10 protein-coding genes are annotated in these 20821 nt (G+C 31.4%); all 10 read right to left on the bottom strand.

Annotated features, from left to right (window positions below):
• Positions 1-83: 83 nt before the first annotated feature.
• Positions 84-1421, bottom strand: coding sequence for a PKD domain-containing protein (locus tag LXD69_RS06010; protein ID WP_246918240.1), 1338 nt, complete (start codon positions 1419-1421; stop codon positions 84-86).
• An 11-nt stretch (positions 1422-1432) separates the two neighbouring features.
• Positions 1433-3496, bottom strand: a complete 2064-nt coding sequence (locus LXD69_RS06005; RefSeq protein ID WP_246918238.1) for a fibronectin type III domain-containing protein — start codon at positions 3494-3496, stop codon at positions 1433-1435.
• Positions 3497-3501: 5 nt separating this feature from the next.
• Positions 3502-8688, bottom strand: coding sequence for a T9SS type A sorting domain-containing protein (locus LXD69_RS06000; protein ID WP_246918236.1), 5187 nt, complete (start codon positions 8686-8688; stop codon positions 3502-3504).
• Positions 8689-8698: 10 nt separating this feature from the next.
• Entirely contained in the window at positions 8699-13357 is a 4659-nt protein-coding gene (locus tag LXD69_RS05995; protein WP_246918234.1) for a hypothetical protein, read from the bottom strand.
• Positions 13358-13488: 131 nt separating this feature from the next.
• Positions 13489-15126 (bottom strand): glucose-6-phosphate isomerase, encoded by a 1638-nt coding sequence (gene pgi, locus LXD69_RS05990; RefSeq protein ID WP_246918233.1) that lies wholly within the window; start codon positions 15124-15126, stop codon positions 13489-13491.
• Positions 15126-16364: a M23 family metallopeptidase gene (locus tag LXD69_RS05985; protein ID WP_045969989.1), complete on the bottom strand. Its 1239-nt coding sequence runs from the start codon at positions 16362-16364 to the stop codon at positions 15126-15128. Before LXD69_RS05985 ends, pgi begins: the two co-directional genes overlap by 1 nt.
• A gap of 24 nt (positions 16365-16388) precedes the next feature.
• Positions 16389-17321, bottom strand: coding sequence for a tryptophan 2,3-dioxygenase family protein (locus LXD69_RS05980; protein ID WP_045969991.1), 933 nt, complete (start codon positions 17319-17321; stop codon positions 16389-16391).
• Positions 17321-18088, bottom strand: coding sequence for a DUF3108 domain-containing protein (locus tag LXD69_RS05975; protein WP_045969993.1), 768 nt, complete (start codon positions 18086-18088; stop codon positions 17321-17323). Before LXD69_RS05975 ends, LXD69_RS05980 begins: the two co-directional genes overlap by 1 nt.
• A gap of 287 nt (positions 18089-18375) precedes the next feature.
• Positions 18376-19536: a 4-hydroxyphenylpyruvate dioxygenase gene (gene hppD, locus LXD69_RS05970; RefSeq protein WP_246918230.1), complete on the bottom strand. Its 1161-nt coding sequence runs from the start codon at positions 19534-19536 to the stop codon at positions 18376-18378.
• A 55-nt stretch (positions 19537-19591) separates the two neighbouring features.
• The gene (locus LXD69_RS05965) at positions 19592-20749 is read right to left on the bottom strand and encodes a homogentisate 1,2-dioxygenase (protein WP_246918226.1); all 1158 of its coding nucleotides are present in this window, start codon (positions 20747-20749) and stop codon (positions 19592-19594) included.
• Positions 20750-20821: the final 72 nt, after the last annotated feature.

The raw sequence follows: 20821 nt of genomic DNA, 5'->3' as shown, positions 1-20821 counted from the left end.
TATTTGAAAAGAGTTGTTTAAAAAAATTGGCAAACAAAATTATATAAGTAATTATATTAGGGTTCACAGGGAAATTTTAAAAATTATAGGCTTTTTTGAACTTTAATATCGACCAACACATAGGAATTGGCTCCGTCATTCACAAATGATTTCACTTTGAGTAGTCCTTTTCTTCCATCGGCTGTTGCAAAGGGAATAATTCTAGGTAATACTCCATTATTAAAAGAAGTTGTTTCATTTGTAATTGATAATGTTTGTAGAAAAGCATCACTTGTCATGGCATTAAATTGATTTTCTGTGACCACTGTACAACTACAATTTTCTTGTTTATTTGTATAGGTTGTTGCTGTAGCATTAGGAATTGTTGCTAAACCAAAAGCATTTGTATTGGTTGGAGATACAAACACGTTTGAAGAAAAAGTGCTTCCTAAACCAAAGAAGACAATATCTATTAAAGATCCGTTATTAGAATCTATTTGATTGCTCTTATACATTGTTTTTTCTACAGTAGAATAATAACATCCAAGCGTGTTTTGAGCAGTATTGATTCCGAATTTTACATCATTTTGAATACTTAGGTTCGTATATGCTAAAACTTGAATGTTCTTTATAACCGTTTGCGTTTGTTTGCCATTTATAGCCGTTAATTTGATTTGGTAGTTTCCTTGACTATTGAAAACAAAGCTAGGATTTTCTGCTGTAGTATTTGAAGGATTGGCTCCAATTACTTCCCATGAGTAGGAAGTTGCACTTATCGTATTGTTTTGAATAAAAACTTTAACGGGTGCATTATAATCATTGTCTATTGGAAGGACAGTATAATCAAAGTCGGCATTCAATTCTGGTAATACATCAAATGTTATTGTTTTTTGCCCCACTTCATTGTTTGTGCCAACAGTGTTTAAAGTTATTGTATGTTGACCTGGCGTACTAAAAATTACATTGGTAGGTTGTGCATCGGTACTATTTACAGGCACACCTGATGTGAACGACCAATTATAGGACGCTATATTTTGCGATAAATTTGTTAATTGTATTTCTGCTGGTGCATAATTATTGATTAAGATTTCATAATTAAAATCGGTAGTAGGGCTTGTTTCTATAACAATTTGTTTTTCAATTGTTGAAACCGAACCATCTTTGTTTGATACTTTTAATTGTATTGTATGTGTTCCTGATTGCATAAAGCTCACTTCTCCTGGATTAAAATCGTTCGATGTTGCTGGCGAACCATTTTCAAATGTCCATTCAAAGGCCTCTCCTCCTGTTGATAGGTTGATGAACTTTGCTATTTTACCGTTTGGCGTTATTGTTTCCTCTATAACAAAATCTGCCTTTGCAACTAGCATTTCTTCTTTTAAGCAACTACAAAGAAGAATTAGAATGAAGAAAGAAATATGTCTTATTTTATTTTTTAACATTATGAATTTCGTTAATACGTTACAATTATTTCCTTAAAATTACTGAATGCTCCATCTTTGAACACTGCTCTAATGGCATATTCGTAAACATTCCCTGGGTTGATATTTGTATCTATATAGCTCATTTTATCTTTTTTAGGCTGAATAATTTTGAATAGAATATATTCACCGTCTTTTTTCCTTTTATAGAGCTGATATTCGTAGAGTTCTTTTTCTTTGGTTGACCAAAACAGCTCGATCCTTTTATTATTTCTGTCTACATGAAAATCAAATGATCTTATTGCTGGTTTTACTAAAGGCATCATTGGCGATGCGATTAAAGGTTCTGAAGGGTCACTTTCATTTCCAGCATCGTCAATGGCAACTATAGTATAATAATACTCTACTTTGGTTTCCAAATCTGTATCTGTAAAATCGGTAATCTTTCTAGAATCTATCTCTTTTATAACCATCCAGTCTTGTTCTTTTTCTGATCTTCTGTAGATTTTATGTTTTACTACATCATCGGAACTACTTTGAATGAACGTTATTTTTATACTCTTCTCTTCAAATAAATAATCTTTAATAACTGGTGAAGATGGTGGAATTAAATCTATTTTCTTTATTTCTACTATTTCCGAAAATCCTGATTCATTGTATCTATTATCTATTGCAATAACTTTATAGTATACTTTTTTGTTTAACGCTTTCGCATTAATAGAATCTCTATAAGAGTTATTCATCCAAACTGCTCTTGTTACTTGTGAGAACTCTTCTGTTGGAGTATAACCTCTAAATACTTTATAACCTTGTAGATCAATTTCGCTATTTTGTTTCCATTTTAATGAGACTACTCCTAATGAATCTATTTTCCCTTCTAATTGAATTGGAGGAAGCGGAGGTATTGAGTCAACCGGTTGCACTAATACTGGAAAAGAATCTCTGTATCCTCCTTCTTTTGCAACTGCTTGAATTTTAAAATAATTTGACGGTTTTAATTTAGTCTTTACAATATCTTTTCTAGATTGTGGTAATATATTTTGTTTTACCACTTGAAATTGTCCGTCTTCAGTATCTCCTTGCAAAACATTAAAACCAGAAATTTTAGATTCTCCTTCTTCTAAAAAATTCCATTCAATATTAACTTCCTCTTCTGCAATAACTCCTTTAGCAGTAATTTGAGGAGAAAATTCTAAAATATTAATTCCTTTTCCAGAAATAACCTCAGAAGGTGCACTTACCTCTCCAAAGGTATCTATACCTAAAATACGATAATAATACAGTTTTCCGTTTTCTTCTAAATTATCAGTATAGGAAATGAGTTTACTTTTACTTTCCCAAGAAAAAATGGGTGCTTTATTTAATCTTTTGAAATTTTTCCCATCTGTTGCTCTTTCCAAATGATAAGAAGAATATAAATTTTGTTGTGCTTCAAAATCCCAAATAATCATCACTGTATTGTTTCCAAAAATAGCTTCGGGTTTCAACGGAGGTGTTGTATCTGTTTTATCTTGTAATCCAATATATACAGATGCGTGTAAATCTCCAACTACTCCAAGCAAGGTTATGGTATAAACATATTTTTCATTGGGTTTTGCAGTGGTATCTTCTAAACCCCAACCCGCAGTTTTCGCCGCTAGAAAAGATTGTTCAGTACCCATTATTGCAAAAGCAAAACGTTGATTATTCTCATCATTTAACAACATCATTGTTTCAAGGTTAGTCCCTTTTCTTTCCACCTCGAAATCTTCTCCATAAATCGCTTGAGCAACAATTAACACAGTACTGTCTTTTTCTGCAATTTTTTCCCATTGTGCTAAAGGCAAAGGCAATAATTTTTCATGAAGTATAACTGTTTCATCTTTCATTATTGGATTGCCATCTCTTAAAACCGTTGTGCGCTGTACACTATATCCTGTCTTTAACGATTTTTTCCACAAAACTGGATCATCTACAGACCATTTCAATAAAATTTTATTATTGCTCACTTTTCCTTTAGCATATACGTTTGGAGCACGATAAATAGTATCTACTTGTGAGTAACTATATACCCCTAAAAAGAGGAAAATGATTGTATATATTTTTAAAAATTTCATTCGGATTAATTAATAATTATTTTTTTTGTTTGAACATTTCCTGGTGTCCTTAATACAATATAATATACTCCACTACTCACATTTAAATTATATTGTTTGGTATGAATTTTACTCGCAGGGAAGTTCGTAATGTTTACTAATGTCCCTAATGAAACTTCATAAATAGCTATTGAAATGGGTAAGGAATGTGCCAAATCTACTAGCACATTAAAACTGTCATTTTGATTAATTGGATTTGGAAAAACTTTAAACTCTTTAATGAGTATCGAGTTTGAATCATCCGCTGGTAATCCAGGATTTTCTTCCACAATTAATTGATTATAATCATACAACACACAACCAGAGCTATTGGTTGCTTTCAATCCTATTTCATATACGCCAACATCAGAAAATTTAACGATAGCGGTTTGTGAATTTTGCGAAAGAATCTCAGCTTGTGAAGGAAAAATCCATTCATAATTTTCATTTGTACTTTCACTTACATTAATTAGTATTATTTCTTGATCTTTATAGGTCTGTGAAGCAACCAAATATTCGGACTCAATTGATTCTGAAAGTATATCTATTGTCACTGTATCTGTATAACTGCAACCGTTTGAAGATGTTACCACTAAAGTATAATCTCCCGATTGATTTATAGTTATAATAGGGCTTGAGGACGTGAAACCATTTGTACTTGTCCAAGAATAGGTTAAATTTACTCCAGTAGCACTTCCGTCTATTGTAGCTGATTGATTTTGACACAGCGTTATTGTATCCTCTAAATCAAAGAAAACAGGTGTTTGTTGAGCAACTGTATAACTAAATGGAATGATACAATTACTTACTAGATCTGTAATTGTTCCCGTATATAGCCCTCCACTTAAACCAGTAACTGAAAACCCACTTAGTGTTGTATTATCCCATTGAATTGCAAAAGAACCACTACCTCCTGTGACTTGCAAATCAATACTTCCTGAATTGAGCGCAACGCAATCTACATCTTGAATTGTTTCTTGAATTACAATTCCTCCAGATGCTTGCACTTCCCCACCTGTGAATAATTTTTCACATCCATTTGAATCGGTTACCAATACTACATAGTTTCCAACAGAAACGTTTGTGATAGTTTGTGTTGTTTCTCCATTATTCCATAAATAGGTATAACTACCTGTACCTCCTGTAGGCTGGATTGTTATGGTTCCATCAGTGGCACCACCACATGAAACGGCTGTGCTTACAAAACTTCCTGCTAAAGGATTTGGCGCGACAAGAGCTATTGACAGTGTAACTGTTGCATTATTTTGATCACTAACCGTTAGGGTGTAATTCCCTTCTGACAAATTAGAGATTGTTGCTTGATTGCTTATTGTTCCGTTTGGATAGTTCCATGTATAAAAATAGGGAGGAACCGCTCCAGAAACATTTGCTGTGATTTGACCGTTATTTCCTCCATAGCAACTTATATTTTGAAGTGTACTTGTAGTTACTACTAATGGACTTGGTTCGGTTATAACAATATTATTGATTGTTTTTTGACACCCTAGCCCATCTGTAACTATCACACTATAAGTACCCGCTGGTATATTAGAAAGATCTTGGCTTGTATTTCCATTGTTCCAAAGATAAGTATAGGAACCATTTCCTCCTGTAACATTTATATCTATATTTCCTGTTGCTTGCCCATTAATTAAAACATTTGTTGTGCTAACAAGTGTTGCAATTAATTCTGGACTGGTTGTGATTGGAATACTTGCTGTTGTTATTGTACAATTATTTACATCTCTTATTGTACAACTATAATTACCTACTCCTAATGCACTTATATTTTGACTATTAGAAATAATTGTATTGGCTGCATTTCTCCATTCATAAGTATATGGTGTTGTTCCACCTGAAACATCTATGCTTATACTTCCAGAATTGGTTCCGAAACAAATTATATTAGTAGTGTTAACCATATCAATGATTAAAGGTGTCGGTTCTGTTAAATTATAACTTGCAGAAAATGTCCCTTGAGGTATATTTGAATCTGTAATAGTAACGGAATATGTTCCAGCTCCTAATCCTGAGACTATAGGTGTATTTCCTCCATTACTCCAGTCTATTGTATAGGGTGGCAAACCTCCTGTAGGGCTAACTTTTAAACTTCCTACTAGATCCCCATTACAGTTTATAGGTGTTAGTACACTTATTGAGGCTTCTAATGGCTGAATAACTCCAACTGTGTAGGTATTTGTAATGCTACAACCTTTACTATCTGTAATTATTACAGTATATGTTCCTACTCCAATATTGCTCAATGTTGCATTATTTGATCCTATTGGACTAGCATTCATAGACCAAGAGTAACTATAGGGCAATGTTCCACCTGCAACTACAATAGTAATACTCCCATCTGTTGCTATTGCTGTTGAAACTGGGACTACCGTTTCTGAAATGAAAGCCAATTGTGATGGTTCAATTATTTGAATATTATTTATTGTAATAGTACATCCTTTTGAATCGGTAATTGAACAGGTATATATACCAGATGCTAAATTGCTAACATCTTCTGTTGTGGCTATTATTTGATTTTGTTGGTTTTTCCACTCATAAGTATAATTTGGAGTTCCTCCTGAAGTTGATATATTTATAGTTCCATCATTAGCTCCAAAACAGCTTATATCATTCTTTATAAAACTTGCCGTTAACACTTGAGGTTGTTGAACTGTAAAAGTCTGTGTTCTAATAATGTTATTCGCATCTCTAACTTCCACAGTGTAAGTTCCTGCTGGTAGATTTGATATTGATGCTAGATCTGTTGGTTCTGAAAAAGGAATATTTGACCCTGACCAGAAATATTGATACGCATTTCCTGATGAATATGGTGTTCCACCAGACACTATTGCCTCTAAACTAGCGGTACTGTCTCCAAAGCAATTTATTTCACTATTTTGCTGAATCGTTAACAGGTATGGTGGAGGTGCTGTTATTGTATAATTTTGAGTTGCGGAACAACCATTTGAATCTGTAACTGTAAAGCTATAATTCCCCGCAGTAACATTGCTTAAGTTTAAAGTTGTATTTCCAGTATTCCATAAATATGTATACGAACCCGTACCACCAGATACATTATGGTTAATTGCTCCGTTATTTATGGCAGGGTCTAGAAGATTAGTTATATAATTTAAAGAGATCGCTATTGGAGGGTTTTCATTAATAACGAGATTATTTATACTTTGACTACACCCGTTTTGATCGATAACGGTACAACTATAGTTTCCTGCTCCTTGACTACTAATTGTTGCTGTTGTTTCTGAAATTGACACTCCATTTTTTTTCCATGAAAAAGTATAGGGTGCTGTTCCTCCAATGGTTGTTAATTCAATTTCACCATCTGTTCCACCGTTACAACTTACATTGGTTATTGTATTTGTTACTTGAAGAACATTGGGTTGTGTCAATGTATAAAAAATCTCTTTTGTACCACCAGCACCATCAGCATCTGTTACTACAAGCTTATAATCCCCAGCTGACAAATTAATAATTTGTGTATTTGATGATAAAAATATAAGTGCTGGGTTACTTTTAAACCATTGATAAGTATATCCAGGTCTTCCTCCTGTAGCACTAGCGCTTAATTTACCATTATTTGCTCCATTACAAGTTATATTTTGATCTACTGTTATTTCAGGTACTAATAATGGTGGGTTTTGTAGCGTATAGGTTTCTGTATCTGTACAGCCATTGGCATCTGTTACCAACACTGTATAAGCACCTGCGTAAAGGTTTGAAATATCTTCCGAACTCGTAGTAGCAAAAGTTGCACCTGATATATTATAAATATTATCAAACGACCAAGAAAAAGTATAGGGAGGTGCTCCATTGTTTATTGTAATGTCTATATTTCCTGAATTCTCATTGTTTAACAATGGTTCAACAATAACTGGGTTTGAGGCAACTGTAACTCTCGTATTAGGCTCTATAACAGTAACCGTCTGTGAACCATCTGGAGCTATACAATTATTTCCATCTCTAACAAGCATATTATAATTTCCCGCTGTTAGGTTTACAAATTCATTACTCAATTGCCAATTTACTCCTCCATCTTTACTATATTCATAAGGTGCTGTTCCTCCAGTTGCGGTAACTGTAATACTTCCTGTAGCCTCATCTTTACAGATAATATCTGTTTTTATTGTTGAGAATTCTACTTTTGATGGAGCTGTTATGGTGAAGTTTACAGAATAAGCAGGATTTGTATTTATACCATTATTAATAGATTGAAAAACAATATCAGTATAGACTCCTTGGCCTAAGCCTGATAGAACATAGGTATTATTGGCACCAAGTGAGGAAATATTTAATACACTATCTGGAACTCCATCTTTTTTATATGTCAAATTTAAATATTCTCCTGCGTTTAAATTTCTATCGAAAGTAAAGGTTGCACTTCCGCTACTACTATTGTTACACTCATTTTGAACCAAGACAGGTGAACCTACAATTTGTGGAGAACATGGGATAATATTATAATTTACTATATTTGAAAAAACATTTTCTCCAGTTATTGAAGCGTCTGAATCTATTAATGTTTTAAAATAAATGTTACCGCTGTAGTTTGCTGATAAATAAGTAGTCTTATTAAATACAAAATCTTGATTAAAGCCTGTATTTATATTGGTATTTGTATAGTTTATTCCGTCTGTACTATAATACCAAAAAAAACGTTGTGTCCCTGTACAACCTTCTGCTTTTAAAGTAATAAAATCGCAAAAAGTATTTGTTATCGTTGGTTGTACTAGAACCTGATTGGAAATTATATCTATATATGGTGGATCTTGATTAAATGGAGAGTCAGAACCTCCACTCCCTCCAATTAATTTGCCTGAACAAGAATTTATAGATGTGTAGAATATTCCTGCATCCCATTCATCTCCACAAAAACCACTACAAGTATAACTGTCTGGTTGTCCATCTTCGAACAAAAATTCTGTAGGTTGCTGATTAAATATTAAATATCTTTCATTAGATGAAATTGGATGAGTTGAAATCGGATTAATTAAAACACCATTTGATTTAACATAATATTCAAAATATAATGCTCCACCTGAAGAATAAGTATTCGTCTTCATAATATATAGTGTCTGCCCATTTAAAGACTCACTATTCAGCATAAAAAGGATGGCTACAAAAGCCATATATATTTTAAACAATCTCTTTACCTTCATTTTTAATTTTTTAATAGTTTTTGTTAAAAACTTTGTCGTTTGTATTTGTAAACTCTCCACTATTCAAAGAATAAATAATTTTAAATTTATATGCTCCTATAGGCAAACTTGGAAAATTGCTCTCAATTAAAAACTTAAATTGATCGTATTTCCCCCAATTAATTGGTGCGCTCATATATTTGTTTATCATTTGATATTTCATATCGATATAATCTTTTTTATAAGCCAACGGAAGGTTGTATTTAAATGGTAACCTTTCTTTTAAAATATTTGAATTGGAATCATTTTGTAAATACACTTGATAGTATAAAGGAATCTCTATTGCTTTCATAGGTGGTATTCCTAAAAGATTAGTGTTTCGATTAGTTATTAAAATGTTTTCATCTAAAGGATAGTTTTGATATAATAATGGATAAATTGAATTAGTATAATATGAATCATCTAGTATAGCTTCAACTTGAATCAAAGGTCTGTTGTCTGTATATTGATTCCCAAACAATTCTGCTTCATTAAATATTTCATAAGGAGTTGTCTTATAATGTAGGGCGTGAACATCTGCAGTTAAAATTTCCAAAATATCACCTGCTTTTTGAATGGATTCCATTTTACTCGTAAATGTTGGATGCTTACTCGATGTGAAATTATACTCCAGTATTATTTTATTTGTATTTGTATTATTCTGAGCTTTTGCCATATTATTTGTAACCGTTACTTCATTTACCTCTGTAGTATTATTTGCAGAACTTGAAACGTCTCCAGTAACAACATTTTCCGTTAAATGGGTAGTGGTTTCAGCATTTGCTTCTGGATATGCTATGATTTGCAAATGATTTGTAGTACTTAAACTAATATTATCATATGGAAAAGTAATTTTATTTTCAGTAGTATTATAGATTATGTCATTCTTGCTTTTTAAATTTTCCCCTTGTTTAATTTCTCCTTTTATATTCCAATTAGAAATTGTTCCATCAAATAAATAATCTTGACCACGTTTCAATTTTAGATAAACATTCTTATGCTCTTCAGGATAAAAATTATTACTCTCTATCACAGGATATGAATAGGCTATATTATCTAATGGCACATATTCAGGAGCGTTTCCTGTGGTAAATGAAAATGTTCGTACTTCTTTACCAGATCCATCACCGCTGGTCAATACTCCCCAAGTAGCTCCGTTTTTTTGTTCTAATCCAACTTCTACCCTTGCTTGTATAGTTGTATTAGGTGGTAATATATCGTCTGAAACAAAATTAACTTTTGTGTTATTATCTATCCACTCTAATGTTCCAACTATATTTTGCCCCTCATGCATCAATTCGAATTTATTAAGACTAATTCGCACCGTTTTGGTTGTTCCACTTGTGTCTTCAATTGAGAATGGTGTTAACATTGCATAATTAAAAGCAACTTGTGGTTTTTTAAATACATCTACTTCATTATTATTATCTGGACTTACATCTGATATTACAGGTACTCCTAATGGATTAGACATCCCTATAAATTCGCATTTTTCTCCAACTTCAAACTTAAAGCGTAATCTTCCTTTTATTAATCCCCCTAAAACTTTATAATAAATCCCTAGATAACCTTCCATATGTGTTGGATTAGGAAATTCTCCTCTTAGCATTGCAGCTACCCCAGCTTCTAAAATTGAGAATCTTCTTGTTTTCCCAAAAAGTTTTACTTTTATTCCAACTTCTCCATAAATATAGGCATAAACTTGTCCCATTGAGTACCAACCGTCATTTCCTACTAGTCCTTCCATTCCAGCACATGAAACACCGTTTAATTTTCGGTGTAAAATATCAAATCCTCCACCAGCTTCAAGAAAAGCATAGAAAAAACCATAATCACCACCTAATTGTACCGAAAAATTCAATCCAAAAGCAAATCCTTTTCCATCATTCAGTAAACTTAAATCTCGATTATCATTTAAAATATCGGGTCCTAAAATTTGTAATACTCTTGGGTGTGGAGGTGTTTGTGTTGGAAGTACATCACCTGTCATAAAATAGGCCTGAACATTAACATCATAAATACCTATTTTAAATATTGCACCCAACTTATCTAAAGGAGTTCCAACATGTAAATAGGATTTAGCTGGGCTTGAATACATATGTACCATTCCAAACTTATTATTTGCACCCGAACCTTTAAGGCCTTCTAATTTTAAGTACAGCTCAAATAATCCATCAAACGAATTATTTAGGAAGTCTTTTTCAATACTTACAAAGACTCCAATTTTCCCATCTTTAGCCACCTCAGAAACTGGATGCCTTGTTTTGGCAATTTCTAACAGATTTCCTTGTGCCAAATATCCATTCATTTCTTCTGCTTCATCTCCTTCAAAAATTGTATCATAGCTTGCCCATGTACTACTTAATGATCCTTCTGTTTCTCCATCACCAGCCATCATCGCTCCTTCTCCTAGGAAATATAATCGGTTTAATCCTCCATATTGATTGTATTCTAACTCTATAAATGCTTTAGCCTTAAATGAAGTTGTTTTTCCAAATTTAATTTTTGCACCAGCCCTTAATCCTAACCCGTATTCTTCATTTGGTAAATATCTTGAAGTCTCATACGTCCACATCATGTTACCATCAGAACGTTTCATACGATAAGACAGTCCTCCTTCAATTTTTTCAATTCCAAATTTATTATTTGAAGAGGTGTTAATGATTTGAAAATCGGCAAACCAGTATCTGAAATCTTTTTTAGCAAACATTGCTTTTGCCTTTCCTTCTATTTTTATTTGTTTTAAATTAATTTCTAATTCTCCTTTAAAACCTTTTCCATAAATTGAATCGTTCTTAAAAATATCAATATGCCCATATAAACGAAATGAGCTTTTTTCAATATCTATAGTAATAGATTCTACATCTACTCTATCAAATTTATAACTTTGAAATTCTTCTTCCTTAAACTTTCCAAGTATTTTAACTTCTGTATCAGCATAGATCCCTGAATTTTCCATCAAATTTAGTTTGATTTTCAAACCAATTCCAACAGTAGTTGCATCTGGTGTAACCAAATGAATATTTTCAAAACTTACTGGGAAATTACCGAACTTTGCTTCACTTGGGTAACCAAAATAGGAAGCTTGAATATAAGGTTGTTCATATGATTTCAATCTAAGATTCTGAAAAACAATTCCTTTAAACTGATAAAAATCTTCCTCACTTTGTACTACTTGGTCATTATTATTAGACAACGGATCCTCTCCTACATCACCTCCTAAATTCATCCAACCATTTAAAAAAGCTTCTCCTCTGAACTCTCTAGTATTATTATCTAATTCCATTTTAATCCAAGAGTTTTCAAGAAAAACCATTTTCCCTTTAAACATCTTACAGTCTGCACTATCTACCTTGACAATTAATCGATATATATCTTTATTAAAAGTTCCAGAGTATTTTAGGTTAGAATCTAATGCTGCTGGTTTTATATTTCCTGAGAGTTTTGCTCCTGTTAACCTATTTGTAACTAAATCAACACTCAATGTATCAATAGTGAATTGCCAACCTGATGCGTTACCTTTATCTAATATATTATAACCCGCAAACTTACCAGAAACTCCGAAATTATCAATTAATAAATTTGTAGATTCAAACTTAGTTCTTTCTTTAGTACTCTTATTCTTAAACTCTTTTGGCAAGGTTATACTCAACTCATTAGCATAGAAACCTCGCCATGCATTTGTATCTCCTCCTGGAAAAAGTTGATTTGCAACATAGATTTCAGGAAAAACGACCGAGCTTGAATTTTTCGTATCGCTCATGTCGAAAACCATTTCTTTTAGATTAAAAATCCAGCCTTCCAAATCATTTATTTCAAAATTTGGTAAATTTAATTGAATTAACATATCGCTCCAGCCAGTTGCAGACATTTCAATTTTAGCACCTACATATTTTGGATTATCAATTGCGTTAATTCCATCATCACTTAAATCTTTATTATGATTAATTCTTTCTCCATTGCTATCTACTGGTACAACTAAAGACCTTGCTAATCTTATGTCCATATCGAAAGTAAAGAATTTAAAACCATCACAATCGAACTCGACAAATGACTTGCTATTAATTTCTCCTGATTCTTTATTAAAATCACCTCCAATAATACTTAAAAGCATTTTACCGCCAAATTGAGGGAGCGTTTGGTTACCAATTAAATAAAGCTTCCAATCACCAATAACTCCACCATCATGAGAAAGTTTTAATTTATCAGCAGCAAAATAAAGATAAACATTTTCATATTTTGTTTCAATTCTTGCAAACGCTGTTAATTCTAAATATGCTGGCGTGACTTTTGCTTTTACTATTGCCATTTCTGCTTTAAAAGCATCTTTAGTATAACCTGAAAGACCAATTGGCAATTGTATTTCTTCAAAACCAGTTAATTTTTCAACAAATTTCAAATTTTTATTAGTAAACAACTCATCTGCAAATGCTTTTAAAGAATCCCCTACAAATGTTGAACTACTAACAGGCGACAGCTTAAGGTTTTCATTCTTTTTAAAAACTTTCTTAAATGCAATTTTGGCATCAAGCTTAGAAAATTTTGAAACTTCAATTTTCTTATGACTTAATGTATCTGATAATGGAATGTTTTCTATAGCATGTAGACAAGAAGTATATAATAATAAAAAAGATAAAAACCTAGGAATCATGGGTGTCGTTTTTTGCAAAAGTACTTTTTTAGAATGATTTACTGTAAGGTTTTTAAAAAATAAAAAAGCAACTCATAACAAATGTTGTAATGAACTGCTTAATCACTTTTACTATTTTTTTAAACTATTATTTATTCTATATATTTACGTAATAAGAAATTAGTAGAACTATCATGAGTGTTAAGATTTCCTGTATTTAATTCTTCCAAAATAGAATTAGCTAATTGTTTTCCTAATTCAACTCCCCATTGATCATAACTGAAAATATTCCAAATAATTCCTTGTACAAATATTTTATGCTCGTAAAGTGCAATTAAAGAACCTAATGACTCTGGAGTTAACTTTTCTATTAAAAGGGTATTTGTAGGTTTATCTCCTTCAAATATTTTAAAAGGTAATAAAGAATCTGCTTTTTCTCCTATTATTTTTGCTTTCTCAAATTCTGCTTTTACCTGTTCTTTCGTTTTCCCCATTAACAAAGCCTCTGTTTGCGCAAAAAAATTAGACATCAATTTATCATGATGGTTTTTATCTCCATGCAATGATTTTTTAAATCCAATGAAATCGGTTGGAATTAACTTTGTCCCTTGATGTATTAATTGAAAAAAAGCATGTTGTGAATTTGTTCCCGGTTCTCCCCAAATAATAGTTCCTGTTTGATAATTTACAAGTTTACCATCTCTACCAACACTTTTTCCATTACTTTCCATTATTCCTTGTTGTAGATAAGGTGCTAATTTTTGAAGATATTGTGTATATGGAATTAAAGCTTCTGTTTCTGCTCCAAAAAAGTTATTGTACCAAATACTTAGAAGCGCTAAAACAACAGGTATATTTTTATCAAAGGATGTTTCTTTAAAATGAATATCCATTTGATTAGCTCCTTTTAAAAGTTTATTAAAGTTATCAAACCCAACAGCTAAACTTATACTTAATCCTACAGCACTCCATAATGAGAAACGTCCTCCAACCCAATCCCACATTGGAAAAATATTTTCTTCTGCAATTCCAAATTGAGTTACATTTTTAATATTTGTTGAAACCGCTACAAAATGCTTTGTTATGTCTTCTTGTTTTGCCGATTTCAGAAACCACTTCTTAATTGTTTCTGCATTTGATAATGTTTCTTGCGTAGTAAATGTTTTTGAAACAATTACAAAAAGTGTTGTTTCAGGATTTATTTTCTTTAAAACTTCATTAACATGATCTCCATCAACATTAGATACAAAATGTATATTTAAATGGTTTCCATAATATTGTAGTGCTTCGACAACCATTGCAGGACCTAAATCTGAACCTCCAATTCCAATGTTTACTACATCTGTAAAAACTTTACTTGTGTAGCCTTTTCTGCCTCCATCAATTATTTCATTAGTAAATTTTTCAATTTTCTTTTTAACTTCAAAGATTTCTGGAATTATGTTTTTACCTTCAAATTTAACGACGTCTGATTCATTTGATCTTAAAGCAGTATGTAAAACAGCTCTATTTTCTGTCTGATTAATATTTTCTCCAGAAAAATAATCTTTAATTGCTTTATCTAAACCTACTTCATTCGCTAATTCTAATAGGAGTTTAATCGTTTCTTCTGTAATCTTATTTTTAGAATAGTCAATAACAAAATCTTGCCATTTTATGTGAAATTTTTCAACTCTTTCTTTATCAATAGCAAACATTTCTTTCATAGAGGTTTGTTTTACTTCCTCAAAGTGAGCTGTTAACTTTCCCCATGCCAAAGTTTTCGTTGGATTTACTATTTCTAAAGCCATTACTCTCTAAATTTATTTTTCATTACGCTATCTAACTCTTTTTTTAAGGGCTCAATATAGGTTAAGTATTTTGCCTTATCTTTTTCATTCATTGGTTCAGCATTTGGAAGTTGCAAACGAAATGGATCTACTTGCACTCCATTTTTCCAAAATCGATAACAGACATGTGGACCTGTTGCTAAACCCGTACTCCCTACTTTTCCAATTATTTGTCCTTGAGAAACTCTTTCTCCATTTCGAACTAGAATTTTAGACATATGTAAATATTGAGTAGAATATGTACTATTGTGTTTTATTTTTACATAATTACCGTTACCAGATGTATATCCTGCTCTTTCAACAACTCCAGAGGCTGTTGCTTTTATAGGTGTTCCGTGTGCTGCTGCATAATCTGTTCCATTATGTGCTTTCCATCTTTTTTGAACAGGATGAAAACGCCTTCCAGAGAAACGAGAAGATATTCTAAAATAGTCTAATGGCGCTTTTAAAAACATACTTTTTAGACCATTTCCATTTTCATCATAGTAGTCAGCTACTTTTTGATCTGATTTAATTTTATATGGGAAAGCATAGATCTTTTTCCCTTTATGTTCAAAATATGTTGACTCTACATTTTCAATTCCTACATATATAGAATCCTCAATAAATCGTTCGTTTATTGTTACAGAAAATTTATCTCCTTTTTGAATTTTAAAAAAATCTATTGAATATTCGTAAACTTTAGCTAGTTTAGATGCAAATCCTGGACTAACTCCTGCTTTTGATAGAGTTTCAGACAAAGACCCTTCTATTTCAGCCGCAATTGTTCTTCTTTTTAAAGAGGTTGGTTTTTTCTTATTACTTACATTAACTGAGTCTCTAAAATCTAAAACGGAGTATTCTATTTTATTATTTATATAAACCAGTGCCTTTAATTCATTTGGTTTTTCTTTATTAAAAAATAATAAATATGGCTTCCCAATTTTTATTTTTCTTGGATTAAACGAATCCCTAACTTTTTCAACTGCATCAAATGTTTTTAAGCTATCTGGCAAAGTATATTTTCCAAGTATTAAGCTTAAATTGTCTCCTGATTTAATAGTATCTTTTATTACTTTAAAATCATTAAATATAAAGCCATAATCTTTTATTATAGGCTCTTTATTTACTACAACTTTTGGTTTTTCTGTTTTCTTTTCTTTTGATTCACAAGAAAACAACATTATCAATGATAAAAATAATAATACTATATACTTCAATGCTTTTGCTTTTTAAATATTTTTTTATGCTTCTTCTCCCCAATTTTCTAATTCTTCTTTTGACCATAATTCTGGGAAGAAAATTCTCTTTTGATACTTTGGTAACATGTATTTTTTCCAGTCACTCCCTCCAGTTGCTTCATGATTTCCAGGAACACTTTCAATATACTTTTTAGCTGCATTAAAATGTCCCATTACCCAAGTGATATTTACTGTTTTATCTAAGTGACGCATTGCTGCTATTAGGGTTTCATTTTTTTGAGATTCTTCAGGTAATTGTTTGTATTTTTTCCACAAATTTATTGTGTTATACTCTTCCATAAAATCTAAGAAAACTTTTTTATACTTCTTTTCAAATTCTTTAATAAGAAATGATTTTTCTCCTGTTTTATAGTCTTTACCTGCTGCTTGCCAATATAAATGTTCAAAAGCATGCTCATAAGAAGTATTTCTATCTATTGTACTTCTAAATCGATAATCAATTAGATTAATTAAATCTGTTAACGCAAACTCTATTAATCGATATTGAGCGCTTTGAAAACCGCTTGCAGGAGTAAGTGTATTTCTAAATTTCAGATATTGCTCTGGTTCCATTCCATCTGTCATTATTGTAAATGATGTTGTTAACATATCAAAATAACGGCTAATTCTACCTAATCTTTCGGTAAAAAAGGCTGCCGTAGGTTCTTCTGTATGCGACAATTGATCTATTTCCCAAAGAATCATTTTAAAAAGCAACTCATTCACCTGATGATACATGATAAAAACCATTTCATCTGGTAATGTTGTTCTTTGAATTTGTAAATTCAGTAATGCATCTGTTTGAATATAATCCCAATATGTTATAGGTTTAGACCATAACAAGCCCTCAAGATGTGTATCTGTATTTTGGTTTATTGCTTTATATTTTTTTTCAATTTGTTCTAATTGACGATATCGCTCTTGCGTTATTTCCATTATTTAAAATTAATATTATGCTTTAAATTACTATAACTCTCTATGTCAGCTTTTAATGATCCGACGGCTAAACTTGCTTTCAAACGAATAGGTATTTTATTTTTATCATCTGAAATCCAGACAGTTAAACTCTCTTCTTCTTTAAAAACTCTACCTGCTTGAACATACGGTCTAAAAATTTTACATGAAATTTTTCCAAATTTAGTTTTTATATCTTCTTTACCAAGGAATTTTAACTTAAACTTTGTAGTTTCATTATCAAAAAACATATCTATTGAAATAGACTCTCCTTCTTTTAACGTATCTATTTGTGGATGATTACGTAAATAATAAAAAGCAGACACTATATCTTGAACATTTTCTGGTACAGAATACGTATTCTCTGTATTATTTTTATAGTCTTTAACTCTTACTGTGTTATTATCTTGATTAAAAAAGCCTTCTTGATATTTTGTATAACCTCCTTCATCTATTTTTCTTAGAAATTGATATGGTTTACCTGTTTCTTTATCAAAAAAACTTTGATAATCGTCTTTTACTTTAAAGAAAAATTTAGCCATTCCAACGGTCCAACCTTTTCCTTCAACATGATGCACCTTTTTATTATTCCTTGTAGATTCTTTAATTTCTAAACTAGCATATCCTGCATTTACTAATCCGTAATGTATACGTAGTTTAAAAAATTCTCCTGTTCCAAAAGTGTCTTGTTTTTTGACGAATGAATTTGTAGTCACAAAAACCAATACGAGTAGTATAATCTTTTTCATAATTTTTACTTTTTTAGAGAATTAAGTACAATTTCTGTTCCAAAAATAATAAACAAAAAAACCCAGTCAAAATAATGACTGAGTTTTTATGCTATTAACCAACCAAAAACTATAAATTATGAAAACTTACTTACAAATCCAAAGATAATGCTATCTCCTTTTTTGCGAGTGCAAAGGTATATAGTTTTCTGAGTATTTCTCACAAAAACAGCAATTTTAACCATTTTAACAGAAATATCTTTAACAAAATCGGTTATTTTTTAATAAAATGAAAAAATATTCACTTTTTATAATGTACCTCGTAAAGCTTGCTCTCTTTCAATAGATTCAAAAAGTGCTTTGAAGTTACCTGCTCCAAATCCTCTAGCTCCCATTCTCTGAATAATTTCAAAAAACAATGTTGGTCTATCTTCTACTGGTTTAGTAAAAATCTGTAATAAATAGCCTTCCTCATCAGCATCTACCATAATAGATAACTTTTGTAATTCCGAAATATCTTCCTTCATCATATCTTTATGAGCGCCCAATCTTTCTGGAATAGCATCGTAGTAAGCTTGTGGTGGTGGTGGTAAAAACTCAATTCCTCTTGCTTTTAATTCACTTACCGTTTTTATAATATCATCTGTTGCAACAGCTATATGTTGAACTCCTGATCCTTCATAAAAATCTAAATATTCTTCAATTTGAGATCGTTTATTCCCTTTTGCTGGCTCATTAATTGGAAATTTCACTCTTCCATTTCCATTACTCATTACTTTACTCATTAGAGCAGAATACTCTGTATGAATTTGCTTATCATCAAAAGAAAGGAAGTTTTCAAACCCCATTACATCTTCATACCATTTTACCCAAGTATTCATTTCACCCCAACCTACATTTCCTACCATATGGTCAATATATTTTAACCCAACTGGTGTAGGGTTATAATCAGATTTCCATTCTTTAAACCCTGGCATAAATGTTCCACTATAGTTTTTACGCTCCACAAACATGTGTACTGTTTCTCCATAAGTATAGATTCCTGCTCTAACTACTTCTCCATGTTCATCTGTTTCAACAACTGGCTCCATAAATGATTTTGCGCCACGCTTTGTTGTTTCTTCATAAGCACTTCTAGCATCTTCAACCCATAAAGCAATTACTTTAACTCCATCTCCATGTTTTACTATATGATCATTAATTGGTGATTTACTATTTAATGGCGTTGTTAACACTAAACGTATTTTATCTTGCTTTAATACATAACTTACAGAGTCTTTAGCTCCTGTTTCTAATCCTCTATATGCTAATGATTGAAAACCAAAAGCTGTTTTATAGAAATGAGCTGCTTGTTTTGCATTCCCAACATAAAATTCTACATAATCTGTTCCCAAAAGTGGAAGAAAGTCTTGAGCTCCTTCAAATATTTTTTCTAAACCGTAGTTTACTGATTTCACTTCTTTACTCATAATATCTTATATTTTAAACTTTTTACAGTTCTAAATGTTGTGTTTAATTTTAATTTTAATCTAACCAAGATTGATAATACTTTTCATCTGCAATTTTCATTGCTTCTTCTGTAACCATTAGTGGTTTAAAAGTATCCACCATAACAGCTAGTTCTTGTGTCTCTGTTTTTCCAATACTTCTTTCAGTTGCTCCAGGGTGTGGTCCATGAGGAATACCTGCTGGGTGCAAAGAAATATGACCTGCTTCTATATCATTTCGACTCATAAAATCACCATCTACATAATATAATACCTCATCGGAATCTATATTACTATGATTATATGGCGCAGGAATTGATTCTGGGTGATAATCATACAATCTTGGAACAAATGAACAAATCACAAAAGCATCTGTTTCAAATGTTTGATGCACAGGAGGCGGTTGATGAATTCTTCCAGTAATTGGCTCAAAATCATGAATTGAAAAAGCATACGGATAATTATAGCCATCATATCCTATAACATCGAAAGGATGTGTCGCATAAACCATGTCTATAATTTCATCTCTTTTCTTTACTTTTATTACGAAATCTCCTTTTTCATCATAAGTTTCCAACTCATTTGGCCTACGAATATCTCTTTCGCAAAATGGTGCGTGTTCAAGCAATTGACCAAACCAATTTCTATATCTTTTAGGAGTGTAAATAGGCCTTCTAGACTCTACTATGAACAATCTATTATCTTCTGTGTCAAAATCTATTTTATAGATAATTCCACGAGGGATAACTAAATAGTCTCCATATTTAAAGTCTAAATTTCCTAATATAGTTCTTAATTTACCTGTTCCTTTATGAATAAATATAACTTCATCTGAATCTGTATTTTTATAGAAATACTCTGTAGTTGATTTCTTAGGTGCTGCTAACACAATATGACAATCTGTATTTGTCAATACAATTTTTCTACTTTCTAAAAAATCATCTTGTGGAGCAACTTGAAACCCTTTTAATCTATATGATTGTATATTATTTTCTTTTGCAATTTTAGGCGCTACACTATATTGATTTTTTATTTCTTTAACTTGTGTAGGACGATGTTCATGATACATATTAGTAGACATTCCATCAAAACCTATTGTACCAAACAACTGTTCGTAATACAAATCTCCATTAGGTTTTCGAAATTGTATATGACGTTTATATGGAATATTTCCTAGTTTGTGATATATTGGCATTTTCTTTTATTTTTAAGTTTAAAAATTTTAAGTACATACAACATATATACTTTTTATAAATCAAAAAGAAAC

The sequence above is a fragment of the Flavobacterium sediminilitoris genome, assembly GCF_023008245.1.
GTDB lineage: Bacteria > Bacteroidota > Bacteroidia > Flavobacteriales > Flavobacteriaceae > Flavobacterium > Flavobacterium sediminilitoris.
The sequence above is the reverse complement of the archived record's forward strand: the minus strand, read 5'-3'. Positions and strand labels throughout refer to the sequence as shown.

Excerpts from the sequence above, each read along its gene's own strand:
- LXD69_RS06010 (WP_246918240.1), bottom strand. The coding sequence starts at position 1,421 with ATGTTAAAAAATAAAATAAGACATATTTCTTTCTTCATTCTAATTCTT.
- LXD69_RS06005 (WP_246918238.1), bottom strand. The coding sequence starts at position 3,496 with ATGAAATTTTTAAAAATATATACAATCATTTTCCTCTTTTTAGGGGTA.
- LXD69_RS06000 (WP_246918236.1), bottom strand. The coding sequence starts at position 8,688 with ATGAAGGTAAAGAGATTGTTTAAAATATATATGGCTTTTGTAGCCATC.
- LXD69_RS05995 (WP_246918234.1), bottom strand. The coding sequence starts at position 13,357 with ATGATTCCTAGGTTTTTATCTTTTTTATTATTATATACTTCTTGTCTA.
- pgi (WP_246918233.1), bottom strand. The coding sequence starts at position 15,126 with ATGGCTTTAGAAATAGTAAATCCAACGAAAACTTTGGCATGGGGAAAG.
- LXD69_RS05980 (WP_045969991.1), bottom strand. The coding sequence starts at position 17,321 with ATGGAAATAACGCAAGAGCGATATCGTCAATTAGAACAAATTGAAAAA.
- LXD69_RS05975 (WP_045969993.1), bottom strand. The coding sequence starts at position 18,088 with ATGAAAAAGATTATACTACTCGTATTGGTTTTTGTGACTACAAATTCA.
- hppD (WP_246918230.1), bottom strand. The coding sequence starts at position 19,536 with ATGAGTAAAGAAGTGAAATCAGTAAACTACGGTTTAGAAAAAATATTT.
- LXD69_RS05965 (WP_246918226.1), bottom strand. The coding sequence starts at position 20,749 with ATGCCAATATATCACAAACTAGGAAATATTCCATATAAACGTCATATA.